Annotated in this window: 28 protein-coding genes and 4 pseudogenes; 14 read left to right on the top strand and 18 right to left on the bottom strand. The window is 58.6% G+C overall.

Translation table 11 applies throughout. The features are described 5' to 3' along the window. Positions 1-6: 6 nt before the first annotated feature. Positions 7-228 carry a hemolysin III family protein gene (locus tag C2L65_RS42170; RefSeq protein ID WP_042312082.1) on the bottom strand — a complete coding sequence of 74 codons (222 nt, stop codon included), beginning with the start codon at positions 226-228 and terminating at the stop codon, positions 7-9. A 396-nt stretch (positions 229-624) separates the two neighbouring features. On the opposite strand from C2L65_RS42170, the gene C2L65_RS42160 reads away from it, so the two are divergent. The 5 genes and pseudogenes from C2L65_RS42160 (at position 625) to C2L65_RS42140 (ending at position 3898) form a co-directional block, all read left to right on the top strand. Continuing rightward, a complete protein-coding gene (locus tag C2L65_RS42160) occupies positions 625-1911 on the top strand; it encodes an NRAMP family divalent metal transporter (protein WP_042312167.1) in 1287 nt (428 codons plus the stop codon). A 237-nt stretch (positions 1912-2148) separates the two neighbouring features. Beyond that, complete coding sequence (locus tag C2L65_RS42155; protein ID WP_042312076.1) at positions 2149-2334, top strand: hypothetical protein; 186 nt, start codon at positions 2149-2151, stop codon at positions 2332-2334. 172 nt (positions 2335-2506) lie between these two features. After that, positions 2507-2809: pseudogene (locus C2L65_RS42150) on the top strand (lipid-binding SYLF domain-containing protein); the annotation flags it as partial. 61 nt (positions 2810-2870) lie between these two features. Continuing rightward, positions 2871-3017: a DUF3096 domain-containing protein gene (locus C2L65_RS42145; protein WP_009770478.1), complete on the top strand. Its 147-nt coding sequence runs from the start codon at positions 2871-2873 to the stop codon at positions 3015-3017. A gap of 107 nt (positions 3018-3124) precedes the next feature. Beyond that, on the top strand, positions 3125-3898 hold the full coding sequence (locus C2L65_RS42140) for a PRC-barrel domain-containing protein (protein ID WP_042312074.1): 774 nt from the start codon (positions 3125-3127) through the stop codon (positions 3896-3898). Between the two features lie 540 nt (positions 3899-4438). Here the strand turns inward: C2L65_RS42140 and C2L65_RS46335 are convergent. The 4 genes from C2L65_RS46335 to C2L65_RS42130 all read right to left on the bottom strand — a co-directional run bounded on the left by C2L65_RS46335 (position 4439) and on the right by C2L65_RS42130 (position 6302). Continuing rightward, positions 4439-4615: a hypothetical protein gene (locus tag C2L65_RS46335; protein WP_167450373.1), complete on the bottom strand. Its 177-nt coding sequence runs from the start codon at positions 4613-4615 to the stop codon at positions 4439-4441. A 36-nt stretch (positions 4616-4651) separates the two neighbouring features. Continuing rightward, positions 4652-4855: a hypothetical protein gene (locus tag C2L65_RS42135; RefSeq protein ID WP_039902294.1), complete on the bottom strand. Its 204-nt coding sequence runs from the start codon at positions 4853-4855 to the stop codon at positions 4652-4654. A gap of 825 nt (positions 4856-5680) precedes the next feature. Continuing rightward, positions 5681-5851 (bottom strand): hypothetical protein, encoded by a 171-nt coding sequence (locus C2L65_RS46330; protein ID WP_009770480.1) that lies wholly within the window; start codon positions 5849-5851, stop codon positions 5681-5683. A gap of 139 nt (positions 5852-5990) precedes the next feature. After that, complete coding sequence (locus tag C2L65_RS42130; RefSeq protein WP_081921213.1) at positions 5991-6302, bottom strand: hypothetical protein; 312 nt, start codon at positions 6300-6302, stop codon at positions 5991-5993. Between the two features lie 793 nt (positions 6303-7095). On the opposite strand from C2L65_RS42130, the gene C2L65_RS42125 reads away from it, so the two are divergent. Both C2L65_RS42125 and C2L65_RS42120 read left to right on the top strand, forming a co-directional pair. Further along, a complete protein-coding gene (locus C2L65_RS42125; protein WP_042312068.1) occupies positions 7096-7371 on the top strand; it encodes an HU family DNA-binding protein in 276 nt (91 codons plus the stop codon). 1818 nt (positions 7372-9189) lie between these two features. Continuing rightward, positions 9190-10254 carry a glycosyltransferase family 4 protein gene (locus tag C2L65_RS42120; RefSeq protein WP_042312065.1) on the top strand — a complete coding sequence of 355 codons (1065 nt, stop codon included), beginning with the start codon at positions 9190-9192 and terminating at the stop codon, positions 10252-10254. A 412-nt stretch (positions 10255-10666) separates the two neighbouring features. Here C2L65_RS42120 and C2L65_RS42110 read toward each other — a convergent pair whose 3' ends face one another. The 5 genes from C2L65_RS42110 to C2L65_RS42090 form a co-directional block, all read right to left on the bottom strand. Further along, a complete protein-coding gene (locus tag C2L65_RS42110) occupies positions 10667-10843 on the bottom strand; it encodes a CsbD family protein (protein ID WP_042312060.1) in 177 nt (58 codons plus the stop codon). A gap of 126 nt (positions 10844-10969) precedes the next feature. Beyond that, entirely contained in the window at positions 10970-11125 is a 156-nt protein-coding gene (locus tag C2L65_RS42105) for a DUF3309 family protein (RefSeq protein WP_042312058.1), read from the bottom strand. Between the two features lie 528 nt (positions 11126-11653). Then, on the bottom strand, positions 11654-12373 hold the full coding sequence (locus C2L65_RS42100; RefSeq protein WP_042312055.1) for a Crp/Fnr family transcriptional regulator: 720 nt from the start codon (positions 12371-12373) through the stop codon (positions 11654-11656). A gap of 302 nt (positions 12374-12675) precedes the next feature. Further along, complete coding sequence (locus tag C2L65_RS42095) at positions 12676-12990, bottom strand: ATP-binding protein (RefSeq protein ID WP_042312053.1); 315 nt, start codon at positions 12988-12990, stop codon at positions 12676-12678. 144 nt (positions 12991-13134) lie between these two features. Beyond that, positions 13135-14253, bottom strand: coding sequence for a sensor histidine kinase (locus C2L65_RS42090; RefSeq protein WP_042312050.1), 1119 nt, complete (start codon positions 14251-14253; stop codon positions 13135-13137). Positions 14254-14381: 128 nt separating this feature from the next. Between C2L65_RS42090 and C2L65_RS42085 the strand changes: the two genes are divergently transcribed. Further along, complete coding sequence (locus C2L65_RS42085; RefSeq protein ID WP_042312048.1) at positions 14382-14780, top strand: response regulator; 399 nt, start codon at positions 14382-14384, stop codon at positions 14778-14780. A gap of 115 nt (positions 14781-14895) precedes the next feature. On the opposite strand, the gene C2L65_RS42080 is transcribed toward C2L65_RS42085, so the two are convergent. Further along, a complete protein-coding gene (locus tag C2L65_RS42080; protein ID WP_009770492.1) occupies positions 14896-15132 on the bottom strand; it encodes a hypothetical protein in 237 nt (78 codons plus the stop codon). A 109-nt stretch (positions 15133-15241) separates the two neighbouring features. On the opposite strand from C2L65_RS42080, the gene C2L65_RS42075 reads away from it, so the two are divergent. The 3 genes and pseudogenes from C2L65_RS42075 to C2L65_RS42065 all read left to right on the top strand — a co-directional run bounded on the left by C2L65_RS42075 (position 15242) and on the right by C2L65_RS42065 (position 16803). After that, on the top strand, positions 15242-16213 hold the full coding sequence (locus C2L65_RS42075) for an SGNH/GDSL hydrolase family protein (RefSeq protein WP_103254677.1): 972 nt from the start codon (positions 15242-15244) through the stop codon (positions 16211-16213). A 93-nt stretch (positions 16214-16306) separates the two neighbouring features. After that, positions 16307-16555: pseudogene (locus C2L65_RS46325) on the top strand (IS6 family transposase); the annotation flags it as partial. A gap of 5 nt (positions 16556-16560) precedes the next feature. Further along, on the top strand, positions 16561-16803 hold the full coding sequence (locus C2L65_RS42065) for a hypothetical protein (protein ID WP_233446758.1): 243 nt from the start codon (positions 16561-16563) through the stop codon (positions 16801-16803). 413 nt (positions 16804-17216) lie between these two features. Here the strand turns inward: C2L65_RS42065 and C2L65_RS47390 are convergent, their stop codons facing one another. The 5 genes from C2L65_RS47390 to C2L65_RS42040 form a co-directional block, all read right to left on the bottom strand. Beyond that, positions 17217-17318, bottom strand: a complete 102-nt coding sequence (locus C2L65_RS47390; protein ID WP_158660433.1) for a universal stress protein — start codon at positions 17316-17318, stop codon at positions 17217-17219. 364 nt (positions 17319-17682) lie between these two features. Continuing rightward, positions 17683-18381, bottom strand: a complete 699-nt coding sequence (locus C2L65_RS42055; protein WP_042312043.1) for a Bax inhibitor-1/YccA family protein — start codon at positions 18379-18381, stop codon at positions 17683-17685. A gap of 577 nt (positions 18382-18958) precedes the next feature. Beyond that, positions 18959-19165, bottom strand: a complete 207-nt coding sequence (locus C2L65_RS42050; protein ID WP_042312163.1) for a hypothetical protein — start codon at positions 19163-19165, stop codon at positions 18959-18961. A 104-nt stretch (positions 19166-19269) separates the two neighbouring features. Then, positions 19270-19719 (bottom strand): type II toxin-antitoxin system HicB family antitoxin, encoded by a 450-nt coding sequence (locus tag C2L65_RS42045; RefSeq protein ID WP_042312041.1) that lies wholly within the window; start codon positions 19717-19719, stop codon positions 19270-19272. 39 nt (positions 19720-19758) lie between these two features. After that, a complete protein-coding gene (locus C2L65_RS42040; RefSeq protein ID WP_042312038.1) occupies positions 19759-20031 on the bottom strand; it encodes a hypothetical protein in 273 nt (90 codons plus the stop codon). Between the two features lie 2315 nt (positions 20032-22346). Between C2L65_RS42040 and C2L65_RS42035 the strand changes: the two genes are divergently transcribed. Further along, positions 22347-22502, top strand: coding sequence for a DUF3309 family protein (locus C2L65_RS42035; RefSeq protein WP_042312160.1), 156 nt, complete (start codon positions 22347-22349; stop codon positions 22500-22502). A 244-nt stretch (positions 22503-22746) separates the two neighbouring features. After that, positions 22747-23094, top strand: coding sequence for a hypothetical protein (locus C2L65_RS42030; RefSeq protein ID WP_042312158.1), 348 nt, complete (start codon positions 22747-22749; stop codon positions 23092-23094). Between the two features lie 130 nt (positions 23095-23224). Here C2L65_RS42030 and C2L65_RS42025 read toward each other — a convergent pair. Then, positions 23225-23484 (bottom strand): annotated as a pseudogene (locus C2L65_RS42025) (CHAD domain-containing protein); the annotation flags it as partial. Between the two features lie 23 nt (positions 23485-23507). Between C2L65_RS42025 and C2L65_RS42020 the strand changes: the two are divergent. Then, a complete protein-coding gene (locus C2L65_RS42020) occupies positions 23508-23798 on the top strand; it encodes a carboxymuconolactone decarboxylase family protein (protein ID WP_081921207.1) in 291 nt (96 codons plus the stop codon). 233 nt (positions 23799-24031) lie between these two features. On the opposite strand, the pseudogene C2L65_RS42015 reads toward C2L65_RS42020, so the two are convergent. Then, positions 24032-24169 (bottom strand): annotated as a pseudogene (locus tag C2L65_RS42015) (PDDEXK nuclease domain-containing protein); the annotation flags it as partial. Between the last annotated feature and the right edge of the window lie 8 nt (positions 24170-24177).

Genomic DNA, 24177 nt, shown 5'->3' with positions numbered 1-24177 from the left:
CTCCGCCTACCATGCGATTGCGACAAATTTTGGCAGGCGTGAACCCGCCGGTTCAAACAGATGCCAGACCGTACCCCTATGATCGGACAGGACGTCGAGGGCAAAAGGCGTGAGGCTACCGGCGATGAAGAGATAAATCGCGCAGTAGTCGAGCTTCATGAAAAGCCGCTTAAGGCACCCGGCGGGCAAGCCGTGAAAGAGCGCGGACGCGGCAAACAGCAGGATCATCGCGACAGGTAGATCCGGTGAGTGTCGGAACCGGCTTCGAGCATGAATGCGGGAGCGGCCAGACCACCAGTGTCACGATGGTGATGAAGATCAGCGCGATCGCGTGGATGGCCGTGTTAGCCACGTATTCGCCAGGCGTCTGCAGTCGAACGGCAGCCAGTCTCGTGGTCCACCAGACGAAGGAGTTTATTCAGTTATGCGTCTGCATAATGACGTAGTTGTCTCCCCTAACGTCGCGCCCGCATGAGCACGGCTGGCAATCCCTGAACTCGGGATATGAGGCAATACTACGCGGCTGACAGACTTCGCTGACCTGGCCGAGGAGTCGGGATTCAGGCTGATTCGCTACTACAATCAACAGCTGTCGTACCCCTCTGGGCATTGATGGAACCCGACATGGCTTCGTCTACAAAAGTCGATATCGAGGTCGATAGTCAGGCCGATTCATGGTTTGCGAAGCTCGGACCTGGACTCATCACCGGTGCAGCTGACGACGACCCGAGCGGTATCGCCACCTATTCGCAGGCGGGTGCGCAATTCGGCTTCAACATGCTGTGGACCGTCCTGCTGACGTATCCGCTAATGGTCGCCATTCAGGTCGTGAGCGCCAGGATCGGCCGGGTGAGTGGCCATGGTCTGGCGACGAATCTGCGACGCCATTATCCGCGGTGGCTGCTGTACGGCACCGTCGTCCTCCTGCTGGGGGCGAACACAATCAATATTGCAGCCGACCTGACAGCCATGGGCGCGGCCGTCAATCTGCTCATCGGCGGCCCTACGCACGCATACACGGTCGGATTGGGTGTGTTTTCGCTCGCGTTGCAGGTGTTCGTGCCGTACCGCGGGTATGTCCGCGTGCTCAAGTGGCTCACCCTGGCACTGTTCGCCTACGTCGGCGTGATCTTCGCGGTCCAGATCCCATGGACGACCGTGGCCCTGCGCACCGTACTTCCGCACGGCTCGTGGAGCGCAGGCTACATCACGACGGTGGTCGCCGTGTTCGGGACCACCATCAGCCCGTATCTGTTCTTCTGGCAGGCCTCGCAGGAGGTCGAGGAACTGCATGCGAAGAAAGGACAGCAGGCGCTCACCAAAATGCCGTCGCAGGGGCCAGCAAATCTGAGCCGCATCCGCCTGGATACGTCGATCGGTATGGCGTTTTCCAATCTCGTTGCGTTTTTCATCATGCTCACTACTGCGGTCACGCTGCATGCCCACCACATCACCGATATCCAGACTTCGGCGCAGGCTGCCTCCGCGCTGAAACCGATCGCCGGCCAGTTCGCGTTCCTGCTCTTCAGCCTCGGCATCATCGGCACGGGGCTGCTCGCGCTGCCCGTGCTGGCTGGATCGGCCGCATACGCGATGGCCGGCACCTTCCGGTGGAAGAACAGCCTCGCGCTCGAACCGCAACTGGCGAAACGGTTCTACGGGATCATCGTGCTCGCGACGATCGTGGGCCTCGCGCTCGACTTTACATCGATCGACCCGATCAGGGCGCTGTTCTGGAGTGCCGTCATCAATGGCGTCACAGCGGTGCCGATCATGGTGCTGATGATGCTGATGGCGTCGAATCCGAAGGTCATGGGCACCTTCGTCACGCCCATGCCGCTGCGGATGCTCGGATGGCTTTCAACCGGTGTGATGGCCGCCGCCGTGATTGCGATGTTCGTTTTCATCTGAGAGGCCATTCAGATCGGCACGCGGTGGCCGTAGATTCCTGATCCTCGTTGTAGCCCCCTCACCCGCGCCGAGGCTGGCAAAATCGTGCACGAATTCGATCGCCCCAACCCACTTGATCATCCTGAGCCGCAACAGCGCGCCATGTACGTAGAACGCATGCACAAGTCCTTCTATCATGCAGCGACACAAGACTGTCTGGAATGCGTGACGTAATGCTTCAGTGAGAAGTCGCAGAAGATGTTCGACGACTACCCGTACGGTGAACTCTGCGAATGCATGACTGCTCCGCAGTACAGCCTTGTCAAACTTCCGGACAACCTCAGCTTTGAATCTGCTGCCCGCTTCGGCTATTTCGGTACGGGCTATCGCGCGCTGCGCCGCTCGGGGGTTGGGTATCCAGAAAGAGCAGAACAGACTGATTAGTCGGCTGGCAAAACTAACCACTGCCCCGATGCCCGAAAACAACTGGAAAGCGATGCGCGTGTTGCGAGTCAAACCCGGCTGATTAATCGAGACCTGTTTCGCGTTTTTGTACGCTGTCGTACCGCGTCCACAGCCGTATTGGCGTAGCGTCAAAAGTGGTTCGCTGTGAGCGGGCGGCAGCACGATTGGGTACTACAGCACCGCAACCGGTTCGTTCGGGCTGCAGATCGGCGCGCAACCGAAAGCCATCATTTTCCTGTTGATGACCGAGGACGCACTCGACCGGTTCCGTAGTAGCGAAGGCTGGTCGGCCGGCGGCGATGCGTCAGTGGCGGTGCTGAAAGTCGGCGCGAACGGCAACATTGATACCATCACCGCGACGGCAGCGGTCGAAGCGTTCGTGCTGACGATCAGCTGGTTGACGGCCGGCGTGACGCTCGAAGGCACAAAGGTTACCAAACTCAAGTCGCTATAACGAGCGACGCAGACGGGGCAAGTCTGTGTCTGTTTGTCAATTTCAGTCTTATGGAGGGGGCATGCACATTCTCACGAACGCGGGCCCGCTGGTTTCGCTGATCGCCGGCATTCTGATTCTTGTGGTGCCTCGCCTGTTGAATTACATCGTTGCGATCTACCTGATCGTCATCGGACTGCTCGGTCTGTTCGGAGGACATCTCCGCTGAACCGAAATCACCCGTGAAAAAAGCACGTTGCGAACATCGGTCTTTTTAGCGGTAGTTTCAGGGCGTCAGCGCGTCGACCGCCGGAACCAGGGAAAGGAGTATCGACCATGTTGCGAAGCATAAAGAGTCTTCATGGATGCACCGTCGCGGCACGTGACGGCGACATCGGAAGCGTCGACGAGGTTTATTTCGATGACGAAGCTTGGGGAGTACGCTATCTCGTGGTCGACACGGGAAACTGGATGCATGAGCGGCAGGTACTGATTTCACCGTATTCGGTCAAACACATGGACCGGGAATCAGGCACCGTCCACGTGCATCTTACGCGGCAAGAGGTGCGGGACAGTCCGAACATCGATACGCATAAGCCGGTGTCGCGCCAGCATGAAACCGAGTACCTCCTTTACTACGGCTATCCGACGTACTGGGGTGGCCCAAACCTGTGGGGAATGGGGGCCTACCCCGCATTCGACGTAAAGGACGTGTCGCCAGACCCAGCATCGGAGGCTCTTCCGCGCCTCGACCTGGACGCAGATCAAGTGCCCGCGGACGTCCATCTGCACAGCACAAATGCCGTAGAGGGCTATCACATCGAGGTGGCCGATGGCAGCATAGGTCACGTCTCCGGTTTCATCTTCGACGATGTTGCATGGGTCATTCGCTATCTGACCGTCGATACGCGAAACTGGTGGCCGGGTGGCAAGGAGGTACTGGTGGCAACACGGTGGATCGACCTGATCGACTGGGTCGGCTCTACCGTTTCTACCAGACTCAGTCGCGATGCGATCAAGAATAGCCCCGAGTACGACGACTCCGTCCCGTTCAGCCGCGATTACGAGAAGAGACTCCATGAGTTTCATGGCAGGGACGGATACTGGTGAGGATAACGCGGCAGCGCGGCTTGTTCGTGCCGTAGACGCAGTCGCCAGGTCAGGCTGATCGGCGGCGTGCTTCGGCTGAGCGATGTTCGCCGCATCACCAGCGGGCGGAGCCGTCGTTATACATATCGACTGGAAGCTCGCGCAATGCCGCGGGTAGGACTGAGTCTGCAGCATGCCCCCCGAATATGACGCCGGGGGATACCACCCGTCGGTCTGAGGCGGAGCATCGTTAGGCTATCAGACTATATCGGCACTCGGCCCGCTTGTAGGCCAAGCCCGTCATCTAATATGTTTTATGCGTGTCAGTGAGTTTGGAGATGGCGAATGTCCGCTCTCAAATCCGAGCTCACACTTTCGTTGAATCGCTGCTTCCACCTATGACGACTTTACCCTATCGCTCCTGAAGCGACGAAGCGGCTCCACAGAAGCGACCATTCACAGTCTGACGTGAGGGTACTTCCCATTGCTTCGCTCTGACTGAGCTGGTCAATCTGGATTTGATATCTTGCTGAAGCGATTCGTCTGGTGCACGTGGAAGAGTCAACGCCGTGCTTTACGTTTCCTGCGTTTCGGTGGTGTCAGCGCGACGGTCCAGAAATTGACCACTTCACGTTTCACGGCTGCTGTCGCTTGTGCCCATGCCGATCCCACCAGGGCATTTTCGCCACTTAGCCACATGCTCAAAAAGAGGTTCTTCTTCATCCACAGATTTGTCATGATTGGGTTGCCTTCCCGATGCTGGTGTTTTCTAGATTAGGTTGAAAGGCGAAACGGTGACGGGCACTGAACTGAAGTGATCCAGCGAGCCCCGGGACTGGAAGGTGTGCTGCCGGTCAGTTCCTGCCGGTGCGCACGGTGAGAAATCATGCTGTCCTGCAGGATCGCGCACACCGCGACCAGCAACATGATCGCAACTGCCACGAGACCAGCATAGCCGACGATCCTGAGCGTCTTCATTTTTGCTTCCTCTGATAAACGAATGGCTGTAGCGGTCTAAAGCACTGTGCGGTTCTACCGCCACATGTAGTCACCGATCGGCGCGACGTTTCCCCATGCCAATGGCGAAAGGGATTGCAGCTGGCTGTCATCCAGCTCCGGCTCCTGGTGTTTTGACCTCACGGACTCGCCCGTCTCTCATGTGGTAGCCGCGGCGGTAAGTGTCCGACGCTCACCGTACAGATGTGATCGCGGTCGTTGACTGACCACCGCATGATGGGCAATGGAACGTCCTATCTCAACCCGAAATACCCGAGCACGAACAGAACGATGACCACGGCTCCGACAAGCCAGACGATGTTGTTCATGACGCCCTCCTAAAGTTAAACACCCGCCAATACAGCCGTGCGGTGCGTAGGTCGGACCGACTGGCGAAACGTGCAGCGGGATCTAGCGTTTCGTCACAACAAAGACTTGCGCTGTTGCGCCAGTTGCCGGCTACGAATGCGCACCTCGCGAGGCAACCCGGGATTCACCGGTGCACGGAACGCAACGCAACACAACGCTCTCACATGTGACAGGGGATGTCTGTACGGTAGGAGTCAACGCCCTTCCGTGTCGGCGCATCAAACCGCTGCTCCCTGCGCCACAGGCATGCCATCGGGTCCTGCAGTCACACTCTCAAGCTGATGTAGCGCGCGAACGTCCTGTTCTCCGTCTCGTTTCCACAATCCGCGCGAAAGGCAGAACTCGTCTTCACCTGGTGCTGACCGGGGCCATCCAGATTCTCAAATCGCTCGACAGAATTCCGCGTTCCCAAGGGGAGACGCCGCGCCCTAAGGTTAACTAACTACTGACCTTCTTATGTGATTTCTTGCGATCCGGCTTCGGTTTGATTTTTGTTACGCCGCCGATCGAGGGCGGATCGCTCGCCGGAAAGGTGTCCTCGACGGCCTTGTCGACGTTGGGTTCGCTCTTGTCGCTGTTCTGATGTTGTTCGGGATGATAGATGCGCATGATGGCCTCCGGTTGGTGAGTGTTTGGGACGATCGCGTCCCGAAAATATCAGCAAGGTGCGTTCGTGCGTACAGGCGAAGCGGTTGGGACGCGCGGCACCGGCTCAGGCGTGAGTGCCGGCGAACGCGAATGCAAACGTCTAGCACTTGCGCGTGACCTCGTGTCTGGGCGACTGCGTGTCGGCGTTCGCATCATTCTGGGTGCGTTGCTGGTACGCATCGCCGCCGCGACGATCGGTGTCGGTCAGGCCGCGCGAGAGGTCCTGATGAGCCTGTCGTCCGACCTCACGGGTCCCTTCTTCGTGTTGCGATTCTGCGGACTGGTCGGTCTCGTGCGGCAGTGGCAGCGGCACATTGTTCTCTTGAACATTTTCCGCCCGGGTAGCGGTGCGACGGTCTGGAGCATCACTGGAGACGGCGTTGGCAGCGTGCTTCCGTTCTGCGAATTTCATCACAGGCTCCGTTATACAAGGTAGATCCGGATCATCTGTCCGGAGACCGTGCGCGGCTGGCGCGCACAATCGAGGCAGAGACATTACTTCATCCCGGGGTGAGTCGTAGTCGCGTCTTCGGATGGCGGCCGTCCATACGTGATGGGACACCGCTGGCCACATTCTCCACCTGCGCCGGAGCCCCTACCTCAATCCGACATAGCCGAGCACGAACAGAACGATGACCGCGGCTCCGACAAGCCAGACGATGTTGTACATGACGCTCTCCCCAGGTTTGACACCCTCTTCAACAGCCGCGCGACGCTGTTGTCGCGACCAGCTGGCGAAAGGTGCCGTGGTATCTGGCGTGCTGTCACAACAACAACGGCTACGGCGCGCCGGTCACCGGCTGTCCGCGGTTGGTTGCCTCGTGGGAACGACCCGGGAATCGTTGGTGCGCGCAGGGTGCAACACTACGTTCTCACCTGCGCCCCGATACGTCTGTACGGTAGCGGTCAACGTCCTTCACTCGATGCGTCAAAACCCTGTTCCTGTTCCGTCGGATGGGCGAGTCAGCCAGGCGGGCACAGGGCGTGCCGGTACATTAAACGGCGGTGTCGAACGAAAGAAGGGGCCGCGGGGACGTTGCCTGAGATGGGCATTGGACGGTGATCGAGGCCGGAGCGGGCGAGCGGTTCGGACGTTTCAAGGCTGGCGAGCCGCATCATCTGGTGCAAAATAAGCGCGATTACCCGAGAATATTCGAGCGTATTCAAACATCAGGGTTAATCACCTAATCCGAAAGGAACTTACCATGAACAAGCAGGAACTCATCGATGCAGTATCGGCCGTCACCGGCGACAGCAAATCGGCCACGGTACAAGTCATCGACGCCTTCACCGAAATCGTTGGCGCCGCGTTGGCGAAGGGGGACACCGTGCAGTTGATCGGCTTCGGCTCGTTCGGCGTCGGTGGACGCGCTGCACGCACGGGACGCAATCCCGCCACGGGCGAGGCAATGCAGATTGCTGCCGCAAAAACCATCAAGTTCACGGCAGGTAAGGCCTTCAAGGAGCGCGTGAACGCGTAATGGCGCGGTTCATGATGGTAGGCAGGCGGGCGCATCGCAATCGGAATGGGGTTAGTCCTGCATGTCCAGCCCTGCCCGACCAGTTGTCTCGCGAGTGCGACCTGAGGCGCGGTCAGGATTCGTGCACGGTCACCCCGTTCGCCAGGGTTTCAATTCATCGTGCCAGGAAGGTAGAGATTGCATCCGTGCATCCGGCTATTCGGGCTGCCATGCGACACCTCCCTGATTGTCGCCACGAAACGTAATGGGCCGCCACAACGGGCATCCGTCTTGCCACCGACATCTATCGTCACGGTCGCAGCGACGGCCGCGGAAAGACTTGCGCCCGATTCCGCATCAAGCCTGGCCCGTTCTGGACAATTGTCATGTGTCGGGCTCGCTTCCTACAGAAAGCAGAACAGCCCTATAACGGCAGCGGCCATCACGTTGACGTTGGTGGGCGGCGTTGACGACGGATCAATATCGGACTCCATACATGCTCGATAGCATGGACATTTGAAGCGACGTTCGTTCGTCGCTGTCGCGTCGTGGTCGACCTCACGTCATTCTAAAAAGCTCCTCTGATCGTAGCGCCCATTTTCAGAAACCACGAACCACGCACACGGCAAAACCAGATCAAACATCGAAACCTGGAGACAGGTCCCGTTCCTTGCGCGTGGCGGAAGCGTGCGGGAAGAGATCGCCCGTTTCCCAGACTGTTGAAGAAGTCCGCCAAGGTGGCGATTGTCTGGAGCCGTGCAGGTTGCAGCGCCGTGCTCCGCGTGTATCGAATGTGCCGCGTTGCAAAAACCGGTTGCTGCATAGCTGTTCGATGGACGCGCCGCGGAGACGGACGGCAGGATCGATCACACAATGGAACAGGAACAGCGGTTTGGCAGACCGTGTAAATGGGTGTTGACCGCTACCGTACAGACCTGCCATGCCGGAAGTGAGAGCGTATTAACGGACACGACGAGGTGCCATGTGTCCGCGCACCCCAGGCCGCTGAACAGGCCGAAGAACTGCGCGCATGGGCGTCGCTCTGGCTTATCGGATGCGCCGAGACCGGGCTTCCTCCAGCCGCCATATCAAGTCCATGGTGAACTGATTGAGCGTGCGCCGTGCCTGTACGACGCCGGGGCTAAACCCGACTGAGGCGGCGCACGATATGTTCGGTGCGCTGCGCTGATCTCCGCTCGACGCCGTCACGTGCAGGTCGGCTGCACGGAACACACCCTGGCGGCGTCAGGCGAATCACGCGGATAGTTCATTCTCGTCTGACCTGCTCGGTAGATGCTCGTGCGCGACCGGCTCCGCTCCTGCGGCATCAGGAACCTCGCCCGGAGTGCCCCGGCGCAGGTTTAGGCGCTGGCGACCTGGTGCCTGGCGCAACGCCGTGGACGGCGTCGGTCCGGAAGTCCTGGCCGGTTGAATCGGGAGGACATGATTTCCTCCTACGCTGACGTGACCAGCAACGACCATCATGCCTCTGTCGGAGACGCAGAACGAACCGGCTCCAGGCCCACGACCTTCCACGCAATCGCAGACTGCCGACATGGCCCGCCGGGCGCGCAAGTGCGGTAGCCGCGCGTTGTACCCGCTGCGCACACACGGGCGGCACGATCGATCAATCGAATGAAGAACAGAAGGCGGTATGGCCCGTCGGATGATTGGGTTGACCGCTACCGTACAGACGTCTGTTCTCGCAGGTGAGAACTTTGGTTCAGGCCAGACAGCGCGCAGCGCAAAATACATTGCGCAGAGGCCAGCCTTCGAGACTATGGCGGGTCATTCGAGCTTCGTTTAAGGCCCCAGCACGTGTTCCAGGGAGAACTGCCAATGCGAATCGCACAGATTGCCCCGCTGCACGAGGCCGTTCCCCCGAAATTTTATGGCGGCACCGAGCGCGTGGTGTCCTATCTCACCGAGGCGCTCGTCGACCTGGGGCACGACGTGACGTTGTTTGCAAGCGGCGACTCGTATACGAGGGCGACGCTCGAGGCTGCGTGGCCGCGTGCATTGCGCCTCGACCCGTCAAACCGCGACGTGCTCGCCCCGCACATGGTGATGCTCGAAAAGGTGCGCCGTGTTGCTCACGAATTCGACGTGTTGCACTTCCACCTCGACTACCTGCCTTTCTCGCTGTTCTCGCAGCTCGACACGCCGTTCGTGACGACGCTGCATGGTCGTCTCGACCTGCCGGAACTACAAGCCGTGTTCAATACGTTTCCGAAGGCGGCGGTCGTGTCGATCTCCGATTCGCAACGTTTGCCGCTGCCGCAGGCGAACTGGCTGGACACGATCTATCACGGTTTGCCAGAAAAGCTGCTAACGCCGCAAACGCGGAAAGAGCCGAAATATCTCGCCTTCCTCGGTCGCATGTGCCCGGAGAAACGTCCCGATCTCGCTATCGAGATCGCTGCACAAACCGGTCTCCCGTTGAAGATTGCCGCGAAGATAGACAGGGCTGACCAGAAATACTTCAAGACGGACATCGAGCCTCTGCTGTCGCAGGCGCACGTCGAATTTCTCGGCGAAATCAGCGAGCAGCAGAAGCCCGGATTCCTCTCGGGTGCGAAGGCGCTGCTGTTTCCGATCGACTGGTCCGAGCCGTTCGGCCTTGTCATGATCGAGGCGATGGCGTGTGGGACCCCGGTGATTGCATTCAATCGCGGCTCGGTACCCGAGGTGATCGATCACGGTGTCACCGGCTATATCTGTGAAGACGTCCAGGACGCCGTCGGTGCGCTGCAACGTCTCGATGAGCTGTCACGGACGGAAATCCGCGCCCAGTTCGAACGCCGCTTCAGTGCCACGACGATGGCGCGGAATTACGTCGACAGCTATATGTCACTGCTTCAGGCATCAAGGTGCCCGGTGTTGCGACGTGCCGCCGCAGGTTGATCGGCGCCTGGACAGCTTTCCAGTACGGAGCGGCGGCGCCGGAATCACGTTTCTAGATGAAAAGCTCGATTTGTTTAGAGCGGCGCAGCGGACCGAGCTATTGGGTATCCGGGCTGCACGACGACCGGAACAGCCAATGCCAGTGGCCACCAGGTCGACAAGCGACACCATCGATGCGGGCGTCGACTCGACTCTTGCACGCCTTTACGCCACGGCCAACGGCTCGTGTGAACTCGTCGGCAAGGCCCGCAGCGTTCCCGTGATCAGGGCCGTTCCGAGCACAGCCACCGATACCAGCGTGATAACCGTTTCATCGGGCACCCTCGCGGTTCGAAAGCATACGTTGAGAGAGGCGTCACGCGAGCACTCTGACCCACTACGTGACGCCTCAAAACCTGTGGGCGCGAACAGCCTACGGCTGCTTCTTCAGTTGCTCCTTTGCGTCGCCATACGAAGCTCGTGTCTTGCCAACGACCTGTTCGACCCTGCCTTTCAACTTGGTCGTTTCATTTCCCGTTGCCTTGCCGACAGCTTCCTTAACCTTTCCTTTGGCTTCCTCGACGCGTCCTTTCACCTGATCCTTGTTCATTACACTGCTCCTTGAAAACGCCGGATGACTGGAACTTACCAACGCGTGCCGCCAGCTCGTTTTCTGATGGCACTGTCCGACAACGACTGCCCGTGAACGGATCATCCAGACAGGAATTTTGCGCTCCTATATCCTGCCCAGAAGCAGCAATATGAGAACGACGACCAGCAGCACACCCAGCACCCCGCTTGGCATATAGCCCCACGAACGGCTGTACGGCCAGGTCGGCATCGCTCCCATCAACAGGAACGCCAGTATGACTATCAATAGTATGCTCAACATGAGACGACTCCTTTCCGACTCCGTGTTACGACGAGCGCGTCGCCGCTCTCTCGCCACGTGCCCGGAATCTTCAGGCCTTTCGCAAGGTAGCTTCGCAAAACTAAAAGTGATGCTGACCGGCATCCGCACAACCCGGTAAAGACCCGCCCTGTAGCGTGAGGCTGGCATTGATTTGCCACGCAGTCGGTACGGTGGTGGACATCGGGATTTCTTTTTCCAGCCGGGATTCGCGACTGCCGCGTGCCGGAGGTACGCCCGCCTGCGCGCATTTCCGGGCTGTTAGTCCGACTGCACTTTGGCCGGCCAGGAGTTCGTTCTGGGCGATCCAGATGACGCTCGGCAATCCACCAGCCAACGCGCGGTATTCTGGTCAGCAGTGATCCAGTCGCGGACGAAAATTTCTCCCTTTCACGCCCGGGTTCAATGCGTGCCCGCGTTGATAAAAAGCGCCAGCCGTATTCGCCGGGAGTGCTGCAGGGGCATTGCGGTAGCCCGGTGCTGCTCGCCCGCGCAGGAATGACGCGCGTTTTATATCGCCTTGAGATCAGGCAACAGCCGGTCGAACTCCCGTTTCACGACGCTGTAGCATTCGCACACGCGCTTTTCGAGACCCGGTCGATCCAGCACCTCGATGTGGCCATGACCGTAGCGAATCAGCCCTGCGTCCTGGAGTTTCAGCGCCGCCTCCGTCACGCCGGATCTCCGCACGCCAAGCATGTTGGCGATCAGTTCCTGTGTCATCTTCAACTCGTTTGACGGCAGGCGATCGATGCTGAGCAGCAGCCAGCGGCACAATTGCTGGTCGATCGAATGATGCCGGTTGCAGACGGCGGTCTGGGCCATCTGGGTGATCAATGCCTGGGTATAGCGCAGCAATAACCGCTGCACCGGGCCGGCGCGCTGAAATTCCTCTTTCAGGATGCGCGCATCCAGTCGATATGCCGCACCCGCGCTTTGCACGACTGCCCGGTTTGGCGTCGTTTCACCGCCCATGAAGAGTGCAATACCGATGATCCCTTCGTTGCCCACGATCGCAATCTCGGCGGACGCGCCGTCCTCCATCACATAGAGCAGCGATACGATGGACGTTGTCGGAAAATAGACGTGATCAAGGCAGTCGCCAGACTCGTACACGACCTGCCCCAGGGGCATTTCAACCGGTACGAGATGCGGCGCCACGCGCGCCCGCTCTGCTTCCGGCAGAACCGAAAGCAGGTGGTTTTCTCCGGGATGATGTCCGTTTTCCATGTCCCGCTCCCCACCATCCTGTCCAGAAACCGCGCCGTTTTCGCAGAATGTTCTTAACCCTATCAGGCATCAGCGGCAGTTGCATGAAAGCAGCAGACGGATCGGCGAGGATGCCGATCTTGACTGAACCCGTTTAAATTATAGTTCGCGCGCGCACGGTGGCGCATCGCGGCGCGCTGCAACGGCCACCGGCCATGGCTTAACGGGTCTGTGCTGACAGGTGTGTCAACTGCAGGGGAGGTGTCATCTGCTGGCTGGCAGGCTCAGCACCAGAATGAAATGTGTGGCCACGTTGCCCGCCGTCACGCCGGCTCACCAGCCATGGGCCGTTCCAGCACGATCGGCAGCCGTAGGGTGAATTCGCTGCCCATACCGGGGCCGGCACTGATCGCCGACACCGTTCCGCCATGCGATTCGGCGACCGCTCTCACCACGGCAAGACCCACCCCCAAACCGCCGGCACTCGCCGTAATCGTTCTGCTGGATTGAGCGAAGAGGCCGAAGATATGTGGCAGGAGCGCGCCCGATATGCCCACGATACGCACGTCGACATGCGCGACTTTCAGGATCGTCTGCGGTTCTTTCCGCGGTTGTTGGCACAGCCGTCTTCGCAACATTGCAGCAGCAACCTGAAACTCCCGGTACTGCTCTCGAAGGTGAGTTTTTCAACAGACTCGACCCGAAGCAGTCAACGGCGTCCAGCGGAAGCGGACAGCCGTACCGCACACTGGCAGCGATCTGCGCGTACCACACCATGGGCGCTATTTGCCACGGGGCAGATTTACAGAGAAGACCGTTTCGACTGCGTCGGATCGCGCATCGATCTCGCCCCCGTGTGCCCTCGCAATCTCGCGCGCGATATACAGTCCGAGCCCCAGGCTGTTGCCCGCATTTGTGTCTTGATATTCCGCGCCACGCTGCAGTGGATCAAAGATGCGGTCGAGGGTCGAGCGCTCAATGGCGGTGCCAGCGTTCCTCACTTCCAGCAGGACTTCCGTGCCATCGCCGGTCACTGTCACACGTACCGGCGCGTCTGACGCTCCGTACTTGATCGCATTCAGTACCAGATTGCCCAACAACTGCTGGAGACGTCGGCCATCCCAGACACCCATGCAGTCACCGATCACTTCCAGATCAATCTGACGGTCCGGATGTATTACTCGCAACTGGTCCAGCGCATCGGTGAACAACTTGGCCAGGTCAATATCGGTCGGCGCGATATTGATACCCAAACCCAGCCTGGTTCGATTGAAGTCAACCATGTCGTCCAGCAGCGCCTGCATGCGAGCACCGCTTCTGATCAAACGGGACGCAGCCCCCGACACTTTTTCACCGGCGTTCAGCGCCGCCAGATACGACGCTGTGATCTGGATGGTCTGGAGCGGACTGCGCATGTCGTGCCCCAGCATCCCGAGGAACAGATTACGGGCCAGGTCTACCTGCATGCTGAAAAAGTCTACCGATTCGGCGACTGCCTGATCGATGGCCTCGTTGAAACGGACCATGTCATCCTCGTGATGACTGTCGGGCGCGCCCTCATCCATCCACAGTCGAAGTACGCTCGCGCGCAGGGCGCGGTATTCGGCAACCATCTGGTTGATGTCAAAGCCGCTTCGCGCGCGCAGAAGGGCGTGCATCTGGGCGGCTGTCTCTGGGGCTCCGGCCAGTATGGGCGCCTGCCCCGTGGACTTTTCGGTTTGTTCATCCCTGCTTTCGGGAGTAGACAGATCCCTTGCAACGGCCTCCAGAATCTGCTGCGCATGGTCCCGTAAGGCCAGCGTCCTCATGTCTGTCGCAGCCGGCAACAGCGTGCGTGCAAACTCCTCCCATCGCGACAGAATGACAGTCATGTGGTCGAGGATAAAGGCGGCTAGTCGCATGTTTGGCCCCCGGGCACGGAAAAGGTCGTCACTTAAGCATTTTTGCGGAATCCGCTCGTATAGGCAACCTTACCAAACGTATGCGTCGGGACCATCAATTGCTGACAGTAAGGGGTTGGGAGGACGAAATGCTTAGCGCAAACGCCGTGCGCCTGCTCATTGCGGACGACGACCCGAACGTATTGGCGGCGCACGCCTTGTTCTTCGACGCTCATGGTTACGAAACCCGGATAGCTGAAGATGGGGCGGACGCGCTTGCGGAATGGCGTTCGTGGCGTCCGGACGTTGTCGTTCTCGATATACAGATGCCCCATATGGACGGGCGTGCGGTAGCAAGGGAGATCCGGCGCCTGCAATCCGCGCCGTTCCCATTGCTGGTGGCGGTTACTGCGCTGGCATCGACTTCCGAACAGGCCGAATCAATCAGATCCGGGTTCGATCATCATTTTGTAAAGCCCGCCGACCTGCCGGCCGTCCTCGCTGTGATAGCGGCCCGCGTACGCCCTGGCGCCACGGACGACTCGTAACAATCAATGGACTCAGAGCGGCCAGCGACCGCTTTCCGGTACCTTGGTGACCGACCGGCCATGGTCGTACCCGATCCGATCATTGAGCGTACCGAGCCGGGGAACAGAGATGGAATCAGTCAACTGGGCCAAGCAACACGTCGATTGCGGCTTGTCCGGCGATTTCGCCTACCAGGTAGGCCCATCGTTCAGTGAAGGGGCCGTTGCGCAGCGGTACGCGGCCTCCCCGCGCGCCGAGCACCTCGAGGTTAGTGCCGCCTTTTATCTGAAAAGTCACGTCAAACGTGTCTTCAGCAGCCGGAGTCAATTCCACATGAATCTCGAAGCCGCGATACGCGATCAGTCGGTGCATGCAATCCTCCGTTTGGTCATTGGAGACTAACATGAAAGAGAACCCTGAACGTTCTGCACAGCGATTGATGCCAGCCATTGCTAAAAGGGTGTGTGTTGCAATTTTCGCCATGGTGTTTGCAACGCTTGCCGCGTGCGGTGGGAATGGTAGTGGTGGCAGTGCGTCGAATAATCCGGCTGGCGGCATCCATCTGCAAACGGTGTCGTTCGGAGACAGCCTGTCGGACGTCGGAACCTATGCGCCGCTCGCCACCGCGGTGGGCGGCGGGCGTTTCACGACAAATCCCGGGCAGGTGTGGACTCAGCTTGTCGCGCAATACTATGGCGACACGCTAGGTGCTGCCTTCACGATCGGCTTCGATCATCAGTTAAGTCCACAAGGCGGCTTTGGCTACGCCGAAGGTGGATCCACGGTCGCGACACCAGCCAACCTGAACGACTTCCTTGTAGACGTGATCGGCAACATCGAAATGCCCGTCAATCAGCAGGTGTCGAGCTATCTCGCGGCTCACGGCAGCTTCAACGCGGGTCAGCTCGTGCTCGTGTGGGCTGGGGCGAACAATGTGCTTCGCGCGGGCTCACTGCCGGCCGCCGCGCCGACTGTACAGACTGCGGCGACCACTCTGGCGCAGCTTGTCGGGCAGATTGTCCAGAACGGCGCCACACACGTCGTGGTCGTCAATGTTCCGAACATCGGTCTGTCGCCCACAGGGCTTGCGTCGTCCGACGGCGGGGCGAATCTGGCCCAGTTGTCGCAACTCTTCAACGATACGCTGAACGCGGCGCTGCAGAGTAATGGATTGCAGGGAAAGGTCATCCAGGTCGATGCATACGGCTGGATAAACCAGATCTTCGCGAACTTTCAGGCCAATGGGTTCACGGTGTCCAACACGAGCCAGGCGTGCGATCCATCCAAAACGCCGCATGACACAGCACTGCTATGCTCGCCGCCTACCTACACTACGCCCAATGCTGATCAGACGTACATGTTCGCCGACGACCTTCATCCGACCACGCACATGCATGCGCTTTTCGCACAGTTCGTAGAACGGCAGATTGCGAGCACGGGTCTCGGTCACTGAACACGGTTCGATGACCGTCTGGGCCGATTCACAGGTGAACACCGGCACACCACTCAATCTGGCGCTGTCAGGTTGATGAACAGGCGGCGGGCGATGAAGAAGACGAAATCGCTCTATCACGGCCACCACTTCCCTGCTGTCGTCATCAGCTGCGCGGTTCGCTGGTATTTTCGGTTCGCCTGAGTGCGCGACGTCGAGGAGTTGTTGCTCGAGCGTGACGTCGTGGTCACCGGTGCTGAATTCGCCCAGCGCGCCAAGGCGGTGCGGAGGAAGCCGGGCAGCACCTGGCACCTTGACGAGATGTTCATGACACTGCGCGGCGAGCCGTACCTGTTGTGGCGATTATCGTGCTCGCGACGATCGTGGGCCTCGCGCTCGACTTCACATCGATCGACCCGATCAGGGCGCTGTTCTGGAGTGCCGTCATCAATGGCGTCACAGCGGTGCCGATCATGGTGCTGATGACGCTGATGGCGTCGAATCCGAAGGTCATGGGCACCTTCGTCACGCCCATGCCGCTGCGGATGCTCGGATGGCTTTCAACCGGTGTGATGGCCGCCGCCGTGATCGCGAAGTTTGTTTTCATCTGAGAGGCCATTCAGATAGGCACGCGGTGGCCGTAGAATTCCTGGCCCTCGTTGGGCTGTGGTGCAAAATGCATCAGACGATTGGTGCCCGTCGATCAACATTTCCTTTGAGGGGAGCGGGCACTGGCAATCGAATGCGTGCGAGGAACAAAACCAGATCGCGAACATGAACCGAAAGACTTAGCCACGCTGAACCTCGGTACTCTGACTCTTCGTTAAACGCCTGCGCATGTCGCGGGCGATTATTCAAATGTGGCGCGCGGGCATATATCGGACTGGTGTCGCCCCACATCCGCCTTTTGAACGATTCCGGCGGATGGCCGAGTTCGGCAGAAATGCAACCGTTCACGCCGCGGCCCCGTTGTCACTTATGACGGCCTGGCGACACACCGCATGCGGCACCGAAGATTCTTGAACTAGCGAACGATGAGAGTTGGGATGCCGCAGCGCGCCAGGATACCTGCTGCCACGGACCCAAGGACGAGATTGGCAATCGCCGAGTGGCCATGTGATCCCATATGATGAGGTCCGGTTGCTGCGTCTTGGCGAATGCAGCGATGCATTCCGCAGCATGACCGATGACATGGTGCGTCGTTATCGAGAGTGAATGTCGGCTTACGAACTCGCGCACGGGTGCCAGCACCTTTTCGGCTTCCTCTCGGTAGTACGCTTCGACGACGTCGTGTTCCAAAAAATCGGCGGGCGTGGGCAGGAATCTGGGTAACAACGGTGAGTGCCATATAGGTATGGCTAGGGCCGAATAGCGTGCCATGCCTTGCAATGAAATCGAGCGCCCGCTTGGTGAAGGCGCTTCCGTCGACAGGCAATAGTATCTTCACTGCGGCCTCACATTAAACTGGCTGGAGACGTCATGACATCCGTTCACTTGCGCTCGCCGCCGAGGATGCCGAGCAGCGCCAGCAGATTGACGAATACGTTATACACATCCAGATAGATCGCGAGCGCGGCGGTGATGTAGTTCGTTTCGCCGCCATTCACCACGCGTTGCACGTCGTACAGCATATAAGCCGAGAAGATTGCAATCGCCAGCACCGACACTGTCAGCATCAACGCCGGCAATTGCAGGAAGATGTTCGCAAATGCCGCGAGCAGAATCACGATCACACCCACAAACAACCACTTGCCGAGGCCCGAGAAGTCGCGTTTGCTGACTGTGGCGATGGTCGCCATGGCAGCGAAGATGACGCCGGTGCCTCCGAATGCCAGCATGATTAGCTGCGGCCCGTTCGAGAACCCGAGAATGAAACTCAGGAGCCGCGACAGCATAAGGCCCATGAAAAACGCGAAGGCGAGCAGCAATGCCATGCCGATACCGCTTTCCTTCGTGCGCTCGATCGCGAACATGAAGCCGAACGCGATCGCGAGGAACCCGATAAAGCTCAAAGTCGGGTTGATGCTGGTGAACAACGAAAAGCTGGTCGCAACCCCGATCCAGGCGCCGAGCACCGTCGGCACCATCGACAACGCTAGCAGCCAGTAGGTGTTACGCAGCACGCGGTTGCGGGTTTCGAGCGATGTGACGGCACCATGCAGACCGAAACTGTATCGGGGCTCTTTCATCGATGCTCCTTACGAATTGAACTAGTTTGGTATCCCGATTGATCTGGGGTGATCGTGCCATCATGAATCGACTTATTGCAGACGGGTACGCTGAATCGGTCGACAACGCGCTGGCAGGAGCGCGACACTCAACCGAAATCGCGCAACAAATTGTTAACGGTAATTGCGGGACGTTGTTCTAGCTCGACGGCATTTCGCGACCAGACCAACTGCTGAATGCCAGCCAGATGACATCTTGCTCGCCGTGCCTATCCTTGACGGCTTTTCGCTAATCCTGGTAACACCCTTGTTAGAAGAGTAGCTCACCGCGACATACATTACAATGTGTAATGTTATCCGTGGAGCGGAATCAACGGTGGCGGGAGGGAATGACGTTGGCACATGGAGCAATTCATCCCGTCCGCGTAGCTCATCAACCGGCGACAGCATTGAATAATGCCGGGGAAACGTACGTCGCCATCAGGCACTGTACGCCATCGATGCTGGGCCACCTTATAGAACCTGATAGAGCGGCCCCTTGCCGGTTTTTTGTTTGTTTACAAGCGAGGCTGTGTCCCCTTTTTTGAACCCCCTATGCTCAGGATGGCATTAAGCCGCTGCCAGCGCCCAGCCATTTCCTCGCACGCCTGATCCGTTGCTTCGGCTTTCTGTATGCAATCTCGGCGGCGTCTCGCTCTTCAATTTCCGCGACAAACGGCATACCATCATCCGTCGCATTCTGCATGGCTTCTCTACGTCTTTTGCTTTCTGCCAACTCTTCCGCATTGACCTGGTCATCGTCCATGACCCACTCCTGTGAGACATACTGGTTCGCCGACAGGCGATTGGCGCCGCCCTGATAGTCTGGACAGCGCGACACATCGTAACGGTGTCGTGGCGCACGCGGCGTCATCCGTCCACGAAGACCCGTTCGGACACAGGCACGCTGGACAACTGTCCTTCGTACCTGCTCGCGAGTTCGTGTACGACGGCCAGCGTGATGAACGCAGAGCGTGTGATGTGACGCTCTCTTGCTGCCAGATCGACTTGCTGCAGCAGACTTTCGAGCAGACTGAACTGGATGGCCACGGCCCGCGAGGTAACCCGCGCCAGATTGATGTCGACAAACATCCAGATTCCCTCCCCATCGTCCATGTTGAGCACATGCAATTCCGATGTACTGCAGGTGGGAGCGGGTATGAGTTGCTCGCTGCGATCATAGGCCAATTCGACAACGTCCTGCGCGTCGCTCTTCAGTTCATCCATCGAATTTCCGTGCGCAACTGCATGGGGGAAATCGGGAAAACTGGCGCGAAAGCCGGTGTCGCCATCGCGGTGCACATAAAGCGGATATTGCATGACCTGCTCCACTCCAGCTGCGGACCGACTGGCATTCAGTCAGAGTCCGTTCGCCTGAACGTTGCCGTCGACGATGTCCTTGCCGTATTGCATCGCGAGGTCGATGGCGTCACCCGCGGTCGTAGGACTTGCTGTAGTGAACAACGTCGAATAGCGCCGGGCCTTAACCTCGCCGGGCTGAATGGTGTCGATGCGCACGACAGATGAAAACCGCCGCGGACCTTTGGCATACGGGTCACGATGCAGCGGAAACTCCTGATGAGCGTACGCGCGTAACTCGTACCCTCTGTATTCGATGGTGGGAATGGTCATGATGACGCGCTCCGTAAATGGTGCTGACCGTCATTGAACTGTGTCTATCCGGATGCGAAAAAAAGGCGGCCAGAGGTACATCTGGATCACTTCACAATGCGCTTAATGACGCCGCAAATCAAACTAAAACTTGCGGATGTAGAAATGGAGACCAGCGTCTTGCCGGCCTCCCCATCGGACGGCGAGACCGTCCAACGACCTGCTCGTGCAGGGCGCAGTTTTCGTGCTTGCGCGTGAGCCCGTGCATCGCTATTACCTACGCGGAGGGTCCGGTATCGCGGTACCCGGCGCGAGTGCCGGCTGCGTGCGGGGCGGTGCTGCATCATCCCTTGAGACCGCATCATCGCGCCTCCGATTGGGACTGAATCGCAGTCAATGCGTGTCCGATCCCAAACAACACTTCCGGTACCTGAGGCATCAAATCAATTGACCAGCATTTTCTGAACACCGCAGGTGGTACAAGTACGACTCCGTAGCGACATATCCAGGCTTTGGTTCATGCGCGGGACGCAACTCTGTGTACTCGCGACAAGCGGATTGGACAACCAATGCGAACTCTCGCGAATTGAATCATCCAACAGCGCAATGGCATTGCAACGACACTCTCCGCTACGAACGCGGCGGAAAAAATACTGCGGTCCGGTGAAGATCTGGGGACCACTCCTTCTTTGTCGAGCGGCCTCAACGGACAACCGGGCAAAGTACGTTGTGCGAGTCTGTCCTGGGCCGTTTTCTTGTGAGAGACACGCGGCGCCTGTGGACACGATGCGCGCGCCTGCGTCGAACGTCGGTACGGTGCCGTACGGGCATGCATCTGCGTCGACATGCGATGGGATGCATGAGGGCGGGCAGTTGCCAGCCTCACTGATATCGAAGCCGGCATGCGATGCCAGGCCTACCGTCGCACGCGAATGAATTCAGGCTTTCAACCGTTGCCGTTCTTTGAGTGACGCGAGGCGTTGAGTAGAGCCAATACGTTGGACGTGTATGCGATGGAAATCGGTACGGTACCGTGCCTGACATGCGAGCGCCGGGTAGCCCGAAACCGGCAGCGGAGAAGGTACCCGTCGAGACCGGACGTCCACAAGCGACAAAGTCTGCTTTCGCCAGCGCCAACGTCTCAGGCGGGCGCTGCACGATACCGTACAGACCTACGGCACGCGGTATGAGAACGTGCAAGTCGACCCTGCGTGCACCAGCGCACCTCCCGGGTCACACTCGCGGCGCAGACATAGGCGGGAAGTCGGCACGTGTTACGGACAGCCCCTGCGGCAGCGAAGCCACGTTGGTGGCCGCCGCAAGCGTCGACACCTGTGCGATTCACGCATTGCAATCTGGGGTCCGACATGTCGCAGCATGCCGCGTTCACCCGGCCTTCGTTCCGTGGGATGCTGTCTTGGTGGAAACAGGATCAAAAACTAGGCGTGACAGGGTGGCGCGCTGTTAACGTCGCCGGCTGCCTGTTCCCACAACTGCTTGTCGCGTCCTCAGTTGTCGGCGTACATCCGTAGAAGTGAGTCTTGAACGCTGAGAGCTTCGCGCGGAACAGGATTAATAGTGGTGAATTGAAATGACCGTTTTCTTCGCAGCAGCCCTGGAATGGGTGGTAACCCTTTTGGTGATTCTCTCTTGCGTAGTGGCAGCGGGAACTGCTGCGCTGATTCTCATTAGCTACATAACCAGCCAACGTAACCGGCTTCATTCTTAAGCCGGAAAGCGGGCAAGGGGCGCGTCAGCTTGTGAGCGCGTTTGGGACTGAGCGAATTCAACGCGCGGACGGCGGGCTCGCACTCGATCCCGTAGCCGGAGGCAAACTTCGGGGTACCCTATCGTTACCTCTACTGGTTGTTCCCGTGCCTTCCTCTGGTGAAGCGGGAGTTCGACCGACTGCTGCCTGATCTGCAGGCGATATAAACCGCGCATCATTCACGCCGGGCCACCGCAATGCCGCCTGCAGCACTCCCGGGGAATACAGCTGGCGCGCTTTATCAAGGCGGGCACGCAATTGAACCCTTACGTGAAAGGGGAGAATTTTCGTCCGGGACCGGACCGCTACGGGCCAGAATACCGAGAGCGTCACGCCGAACGCCCGGCAATGATCCCGGGCGGCCGTACCCCCGCGCGCGGCAGCCGCGAACTCAGGGCAGAAAAAAGAAATCCCGATGTCCACCACCGTACCGACTGCGTGGCAAATCAATGCCAGCATCATTTTGAATTTTGCGGAGCTACCTCGCGAAAGGCCCGAAGATTCCGGGCACGTGGCGAGAGAACGGCGACAGGCTCGTCGTAACACGGAGTCGGAAAGGAGTCGTCTCATGTTGAGCATACTGTTGATAGTCATACTGGCGCTCCTGTTGATGGGAGCGATGCCGACCTGGCCACACAGCCGCTCGTGGGGCTATATGCCAAGCGGGCTGCTGGGTGTGCTGCTGGTCGTCGTTCTCATATTGCTGCTGCTGGGCAGAATATAGGAGCGCATAAATTCCTGTCTGGATGATCCGTTCACGGGCAGTCGTTGTCGGGGTAATCGTACGTCCCGTGCATTATCTGGCGGTTGCAGGGGCAGAGGCTTGCCCAACAAGCGTTGCCGTTTCCTGGATGTCGCGCGACCACGACTTACGCAAGTTTGATCTGTCGGCCGTTTTTCGTGAAAACCGCCAGAATTTGCACGATTCGGACGATTACCAACGAAAGCAAACACTCTGGAGAATTTTCATGGGCAAGAAATCGTTTTCTGATGATGCCAGCGAGTCGAATGAAACAACCGAACAGGCTTTGGTGACGTTGACACTGCAGATCAAGGAGTTCGTCCAGAACAGATCGCTAGATAGCCGGTTTGCTGCAAAACTCGTCAAGCGATTGAAGAAGGAAGCCGAGGCGATCTCGGACCGCGGCAATGCGACGAAGGCTGGTCAGAAGGAACTTAAACCAGCTTTCGACGCAGCTGACGCAGTGCTGCGTAACCACGATGCAGCATTGTTGGTCACGGCCAACGCGGCGCTGCGCGAGGCCGACGGCACGACCGGAAACAAGAAGTCGCAGCTACGAGCAATGGAGGGCTGACCAGGTATCTGCCTGTAGCAAGAACGTCCAATTTCCACAGGCAGATGCCGCCGTGGTTCAAATTTTCGATGTCTAAGGTCGGTCAAGTGCTGGCACCGTCCATGCACATGCGGCGTCTTGAATGCGCCGGTCAGCTAGCTATAGCTCGGACCCGCCGCGATGCTGCACGCATTCGTCGGCACTTCTGCTTTCCAGCCATTGCAGCGATTCCTGCACGACCTCGGCAGGAACATCGTTGAATGACGCGCTGCGAATCAAGGTCTCGCTTGCAGCAATATCGTAGAACTGTCCCAGCTTGTTCTGCGCGGACGTCAACTCCTTGATGGCGCGATCGTGTCCACCTTTGATGAGGGGCTGAAAGAACTCGAGCAGGTACCTCAGTTTTTTCCCTCACGCCGAGAGATCAAAGTCTCGTGACGGTCAGTACTGTGGTTGCAACAGTGCAGCTCGCACAACTGGCCTTCTACGTGAACCGGACGATAAACAACGGGCTGACCAGGGCGCGGGCGTTGGAAGTCATGACGCAACTGGCGCTTTACACGGGTTGGTCCACTACATTTACGGCACTCCCTATCGTTAAAAGTGTCGTCGACAAGCGGCGCAACCAAGTATTTCGAAGCAAGTCCCCCTCGGTCCGATTCGTTGACCATTGTCGTAGGGGACCATCGATTGGTCACACGTTGACAGACCAAAAACCCGGTTGACTGTCAATGACAAAAGCGCTTGTTCCAAGGACCGCTCTTCGGGGCGAGTGGACGGCCGGAGATAGCCGAATCCAGCCCTCGCCGCTGTGTATGCGCAACAAGAGCATACGCGCCATTGAACAGACAGATCGCTTCGACTCAGACCAATCATTAGCTCGGAGTTTTCACAGAAAACGTGATCGAAACAGCGCTATTAAGATAAGTATTCTTATCGTAATGGTTCTGTTTGCACCCCGAAGCCAGCTGTCACCGATGTGCAACCTTCGCTGTCGTCCGCCGAACGTGAAGGCGCCGCCCAGCTCAAGCAGAAAGTCCTCAAGCCGGTGTGCCTCTTCGAGCTCGCTTTCGGAATACTCGTCCTTCAGGTCAAGGACTCCTG

This window comes from Paraburkholderia terrae (genome assembly GCF_002902925.1).
GTDB classification, from domain to species: Bacteria; Pseudomonadota; Gammaproteobacteria; order Burkholderiales; family Burkholderiaceae; genus Paraburkholderia; species Paraburkholderia terrae.
The sequence above is the reverse complement of the archived record's forward strand: the minus strand, read 5'-3'. Positions and strand labels throughout refer to the sequence as shown.

What these genes read in the sequence shown, in the direction of transcription:
- C2L65_RS42170 (WP_042312082.1), bottom strand. Translation starts at nt 228, where the DNA reads ATGATCCTGCTGTTTGCCGCGTCCGCGCTCTTTCACGGCTTGCCCGCC.
- C2L65_RS42100 (WP_042312055.1), bottom strand. Translation starts at nt 12,373, where the DNA reads ATGGAAAACGGACATCATCCCGGAGAAAACCACCTGCTTTCGGTTCTG.
- C2L65_RS42080 (WP_009770492.1), bottom strand. Translation starts at nt 15,132, where the DNA reads ATGCACCGACTGATCGCGTATCGCGGCTTCGAGATTCATGTGGAATTG.
- C2L65_RS47390 (WP_158660433.1), bottom strand. Translation starts at nt 17,318, where the DNA reads ATGGGATCACATGGCCACTCGGCGATTGCCAATCTCGTCCTTGGGTCC.
- C2L65_RS42145 (WP_009770478.1), top strand. Translation starts at nt 2,871, where the DNA reads ATGCACATTCTCACGAACGCGGGCCCGCTGGTTTCGCTGATCGCCGGC.
- C2L65_RS46335 (WP_167450373.1), bottom strand. Translation starts at nt 4,615, where the DNA reads ATGACAAATCTGTGGATGAAGAAGAACCTCTTTTTGAGCATGTGGCTA.
- C2L65_RS42055 (WP_042312043.1), bottom strand. Translation starts at nt 18,381, where the DNA reads ATGAAAGAGCCCCGATACAGTTTCGGTCTGCATGGTGCCGTCACATCG.
- C2L65_RS42040 (WP_042312038.1), bottom strand. Translation starts at nt 20,031, where the DNA reads ATGACCATTCCCACCATCGAATACAGAGGGTACGAGTTACGCGCGTAC.
- C2L65_RS42120 (WP_042312065.1), top strand. Translation starts at nt 9,190, where the DNA reads ATGCGAATCGCACAGATTGCCCCGCTGCACGAGGCCGTTCCCCCGAAA.
- C2L65_RS42075 (WP_103254677.1), top strand. Translation starts at nt 15,242, where the DNA reads ATGGTGTTTGCAACGCTTGCCGCGTGCGGTGGGAATGGTAGTGGTGGC.
- C2L65_RS42125 (WP_042312068.1), top strand. Translation starts at nt 7,096, where the DNA reads ATGAACAAGCAGGAACTCATCGATGCAGTATCGGCCGTCACCGGCGAC.
- C2L65_RS42140 (WP_042312074.1), top strand. Translation starts at nt 3,125, where the DNA reads ATGTTGCGAAGCATAAAGAGTCTTCATGGATGCACCGTCGCGGCACGT.
- C2L65_RS42035 (WP_042312160.1), top strand. Translation starts at nt 22,347, where the DNA reads ATGTTGAGCATACTGTTGATAGTCATACTGGCGCTCCTGTTGATGGGA.
- C2L65_RS42130 (WP_081921213.1), bottom strand. Translation starts at nt 6,302, where the DNA reads ATGAAATTCGCAGAACGGAAGCACGCTGCCAACGCCGTCTCCAGTGAT.
- C2L65_RS42110 (WP_042312060.1), bottom strand. Translation starts at nt 10,843, where the DNA reads ATGAACAAGGATCAGGTGAAAGGACGCGTCGAGGAAGCCAAAGGAAAG.
- C2L65_RS42135 (WP_039902294.1), bottom strand. Translation starts at nt 4,855, where the DNA reads ATGAAGACGCTCAGGATCGTCGGCTATGCTGGTCTCGTGGCAGTTGCG.
- C2L65_RS42160 (WP_042312167.1), top strand. Translation starts at nt 625, where the DNA reads ATGGCTTCGTCTACAAAAGTCGATATCGAGGTCGATAGTCAGGCCGAT.
- C2L65_RS46330 (WP_009770480.1), bottom strand. Translation starts at nt 5,851, where the DNA reads ATGCGCATCTATCATCCCGAACAACATCAGAACAGCGACAAGAGCGAA.
- C2L65_RS42155 (WP_042312076.1), top strand. Translation starts at nt 2,149, where the DNA reads ATGTTCGACGACTACCCGTACGGTGAACTCTGCGAATGCATGACTGCT.
- C2L65_RS42090 (WP_042312050.1), bottom strand. Translation starts at nt 14,253, where the DNA reads ATGCGACTAGCCGCCTTTATCCTCGACCACATGACTGTCATTCTGTCG.
- C2L65_RS42030 (WP_042312158.1), top strand. Translation starts at nt 22,747, where the DNA reads ATGGGCAAGAAATCGTTTTCTGATGATGCCAGCGAGTCGAATGAAACA.
- C2L65_RS42085 (WP_042312048.1), top strand. Translation starts at nt 14,382, where the DNA reads ATGCTTAGCGCAAACGCCGTGCGCCTGCTCATTGCGGACGACGACCCG.
- C2L65_RS42105 (WP_042312058.1), bottom strand. Translation starts at nt 11,125, where the DNA reads ATGTTGAGCATACTATTGATAGTCATACTGGCGTTCCTGTTGATGGGA.
- C2L65_RS42045 (WP_042312041.1), bottom strand. Translation starts at nt 19,719, where the DNA reads ATGCAATATCCGCTTTATGTGCACCGCGATGGCGACACCGGCTTTCGC.
- C2L65_RS42095 (WP_042312053.1), bottom strand. Translation starts at nt 12,990, where the DNA reads ATGTTGCGAAGACGGCTGTGCCAACAACCGCGGAAAGAACCGCAGACG.
- C2L65_RS42050 (WP_042312163.1), bottom strand. Translation starts at nt 19,165, where the DNA reads ATGGACGATGACCAGGTCAATGCGGAAGAGTTGGCAGAAAGCAAAAGA.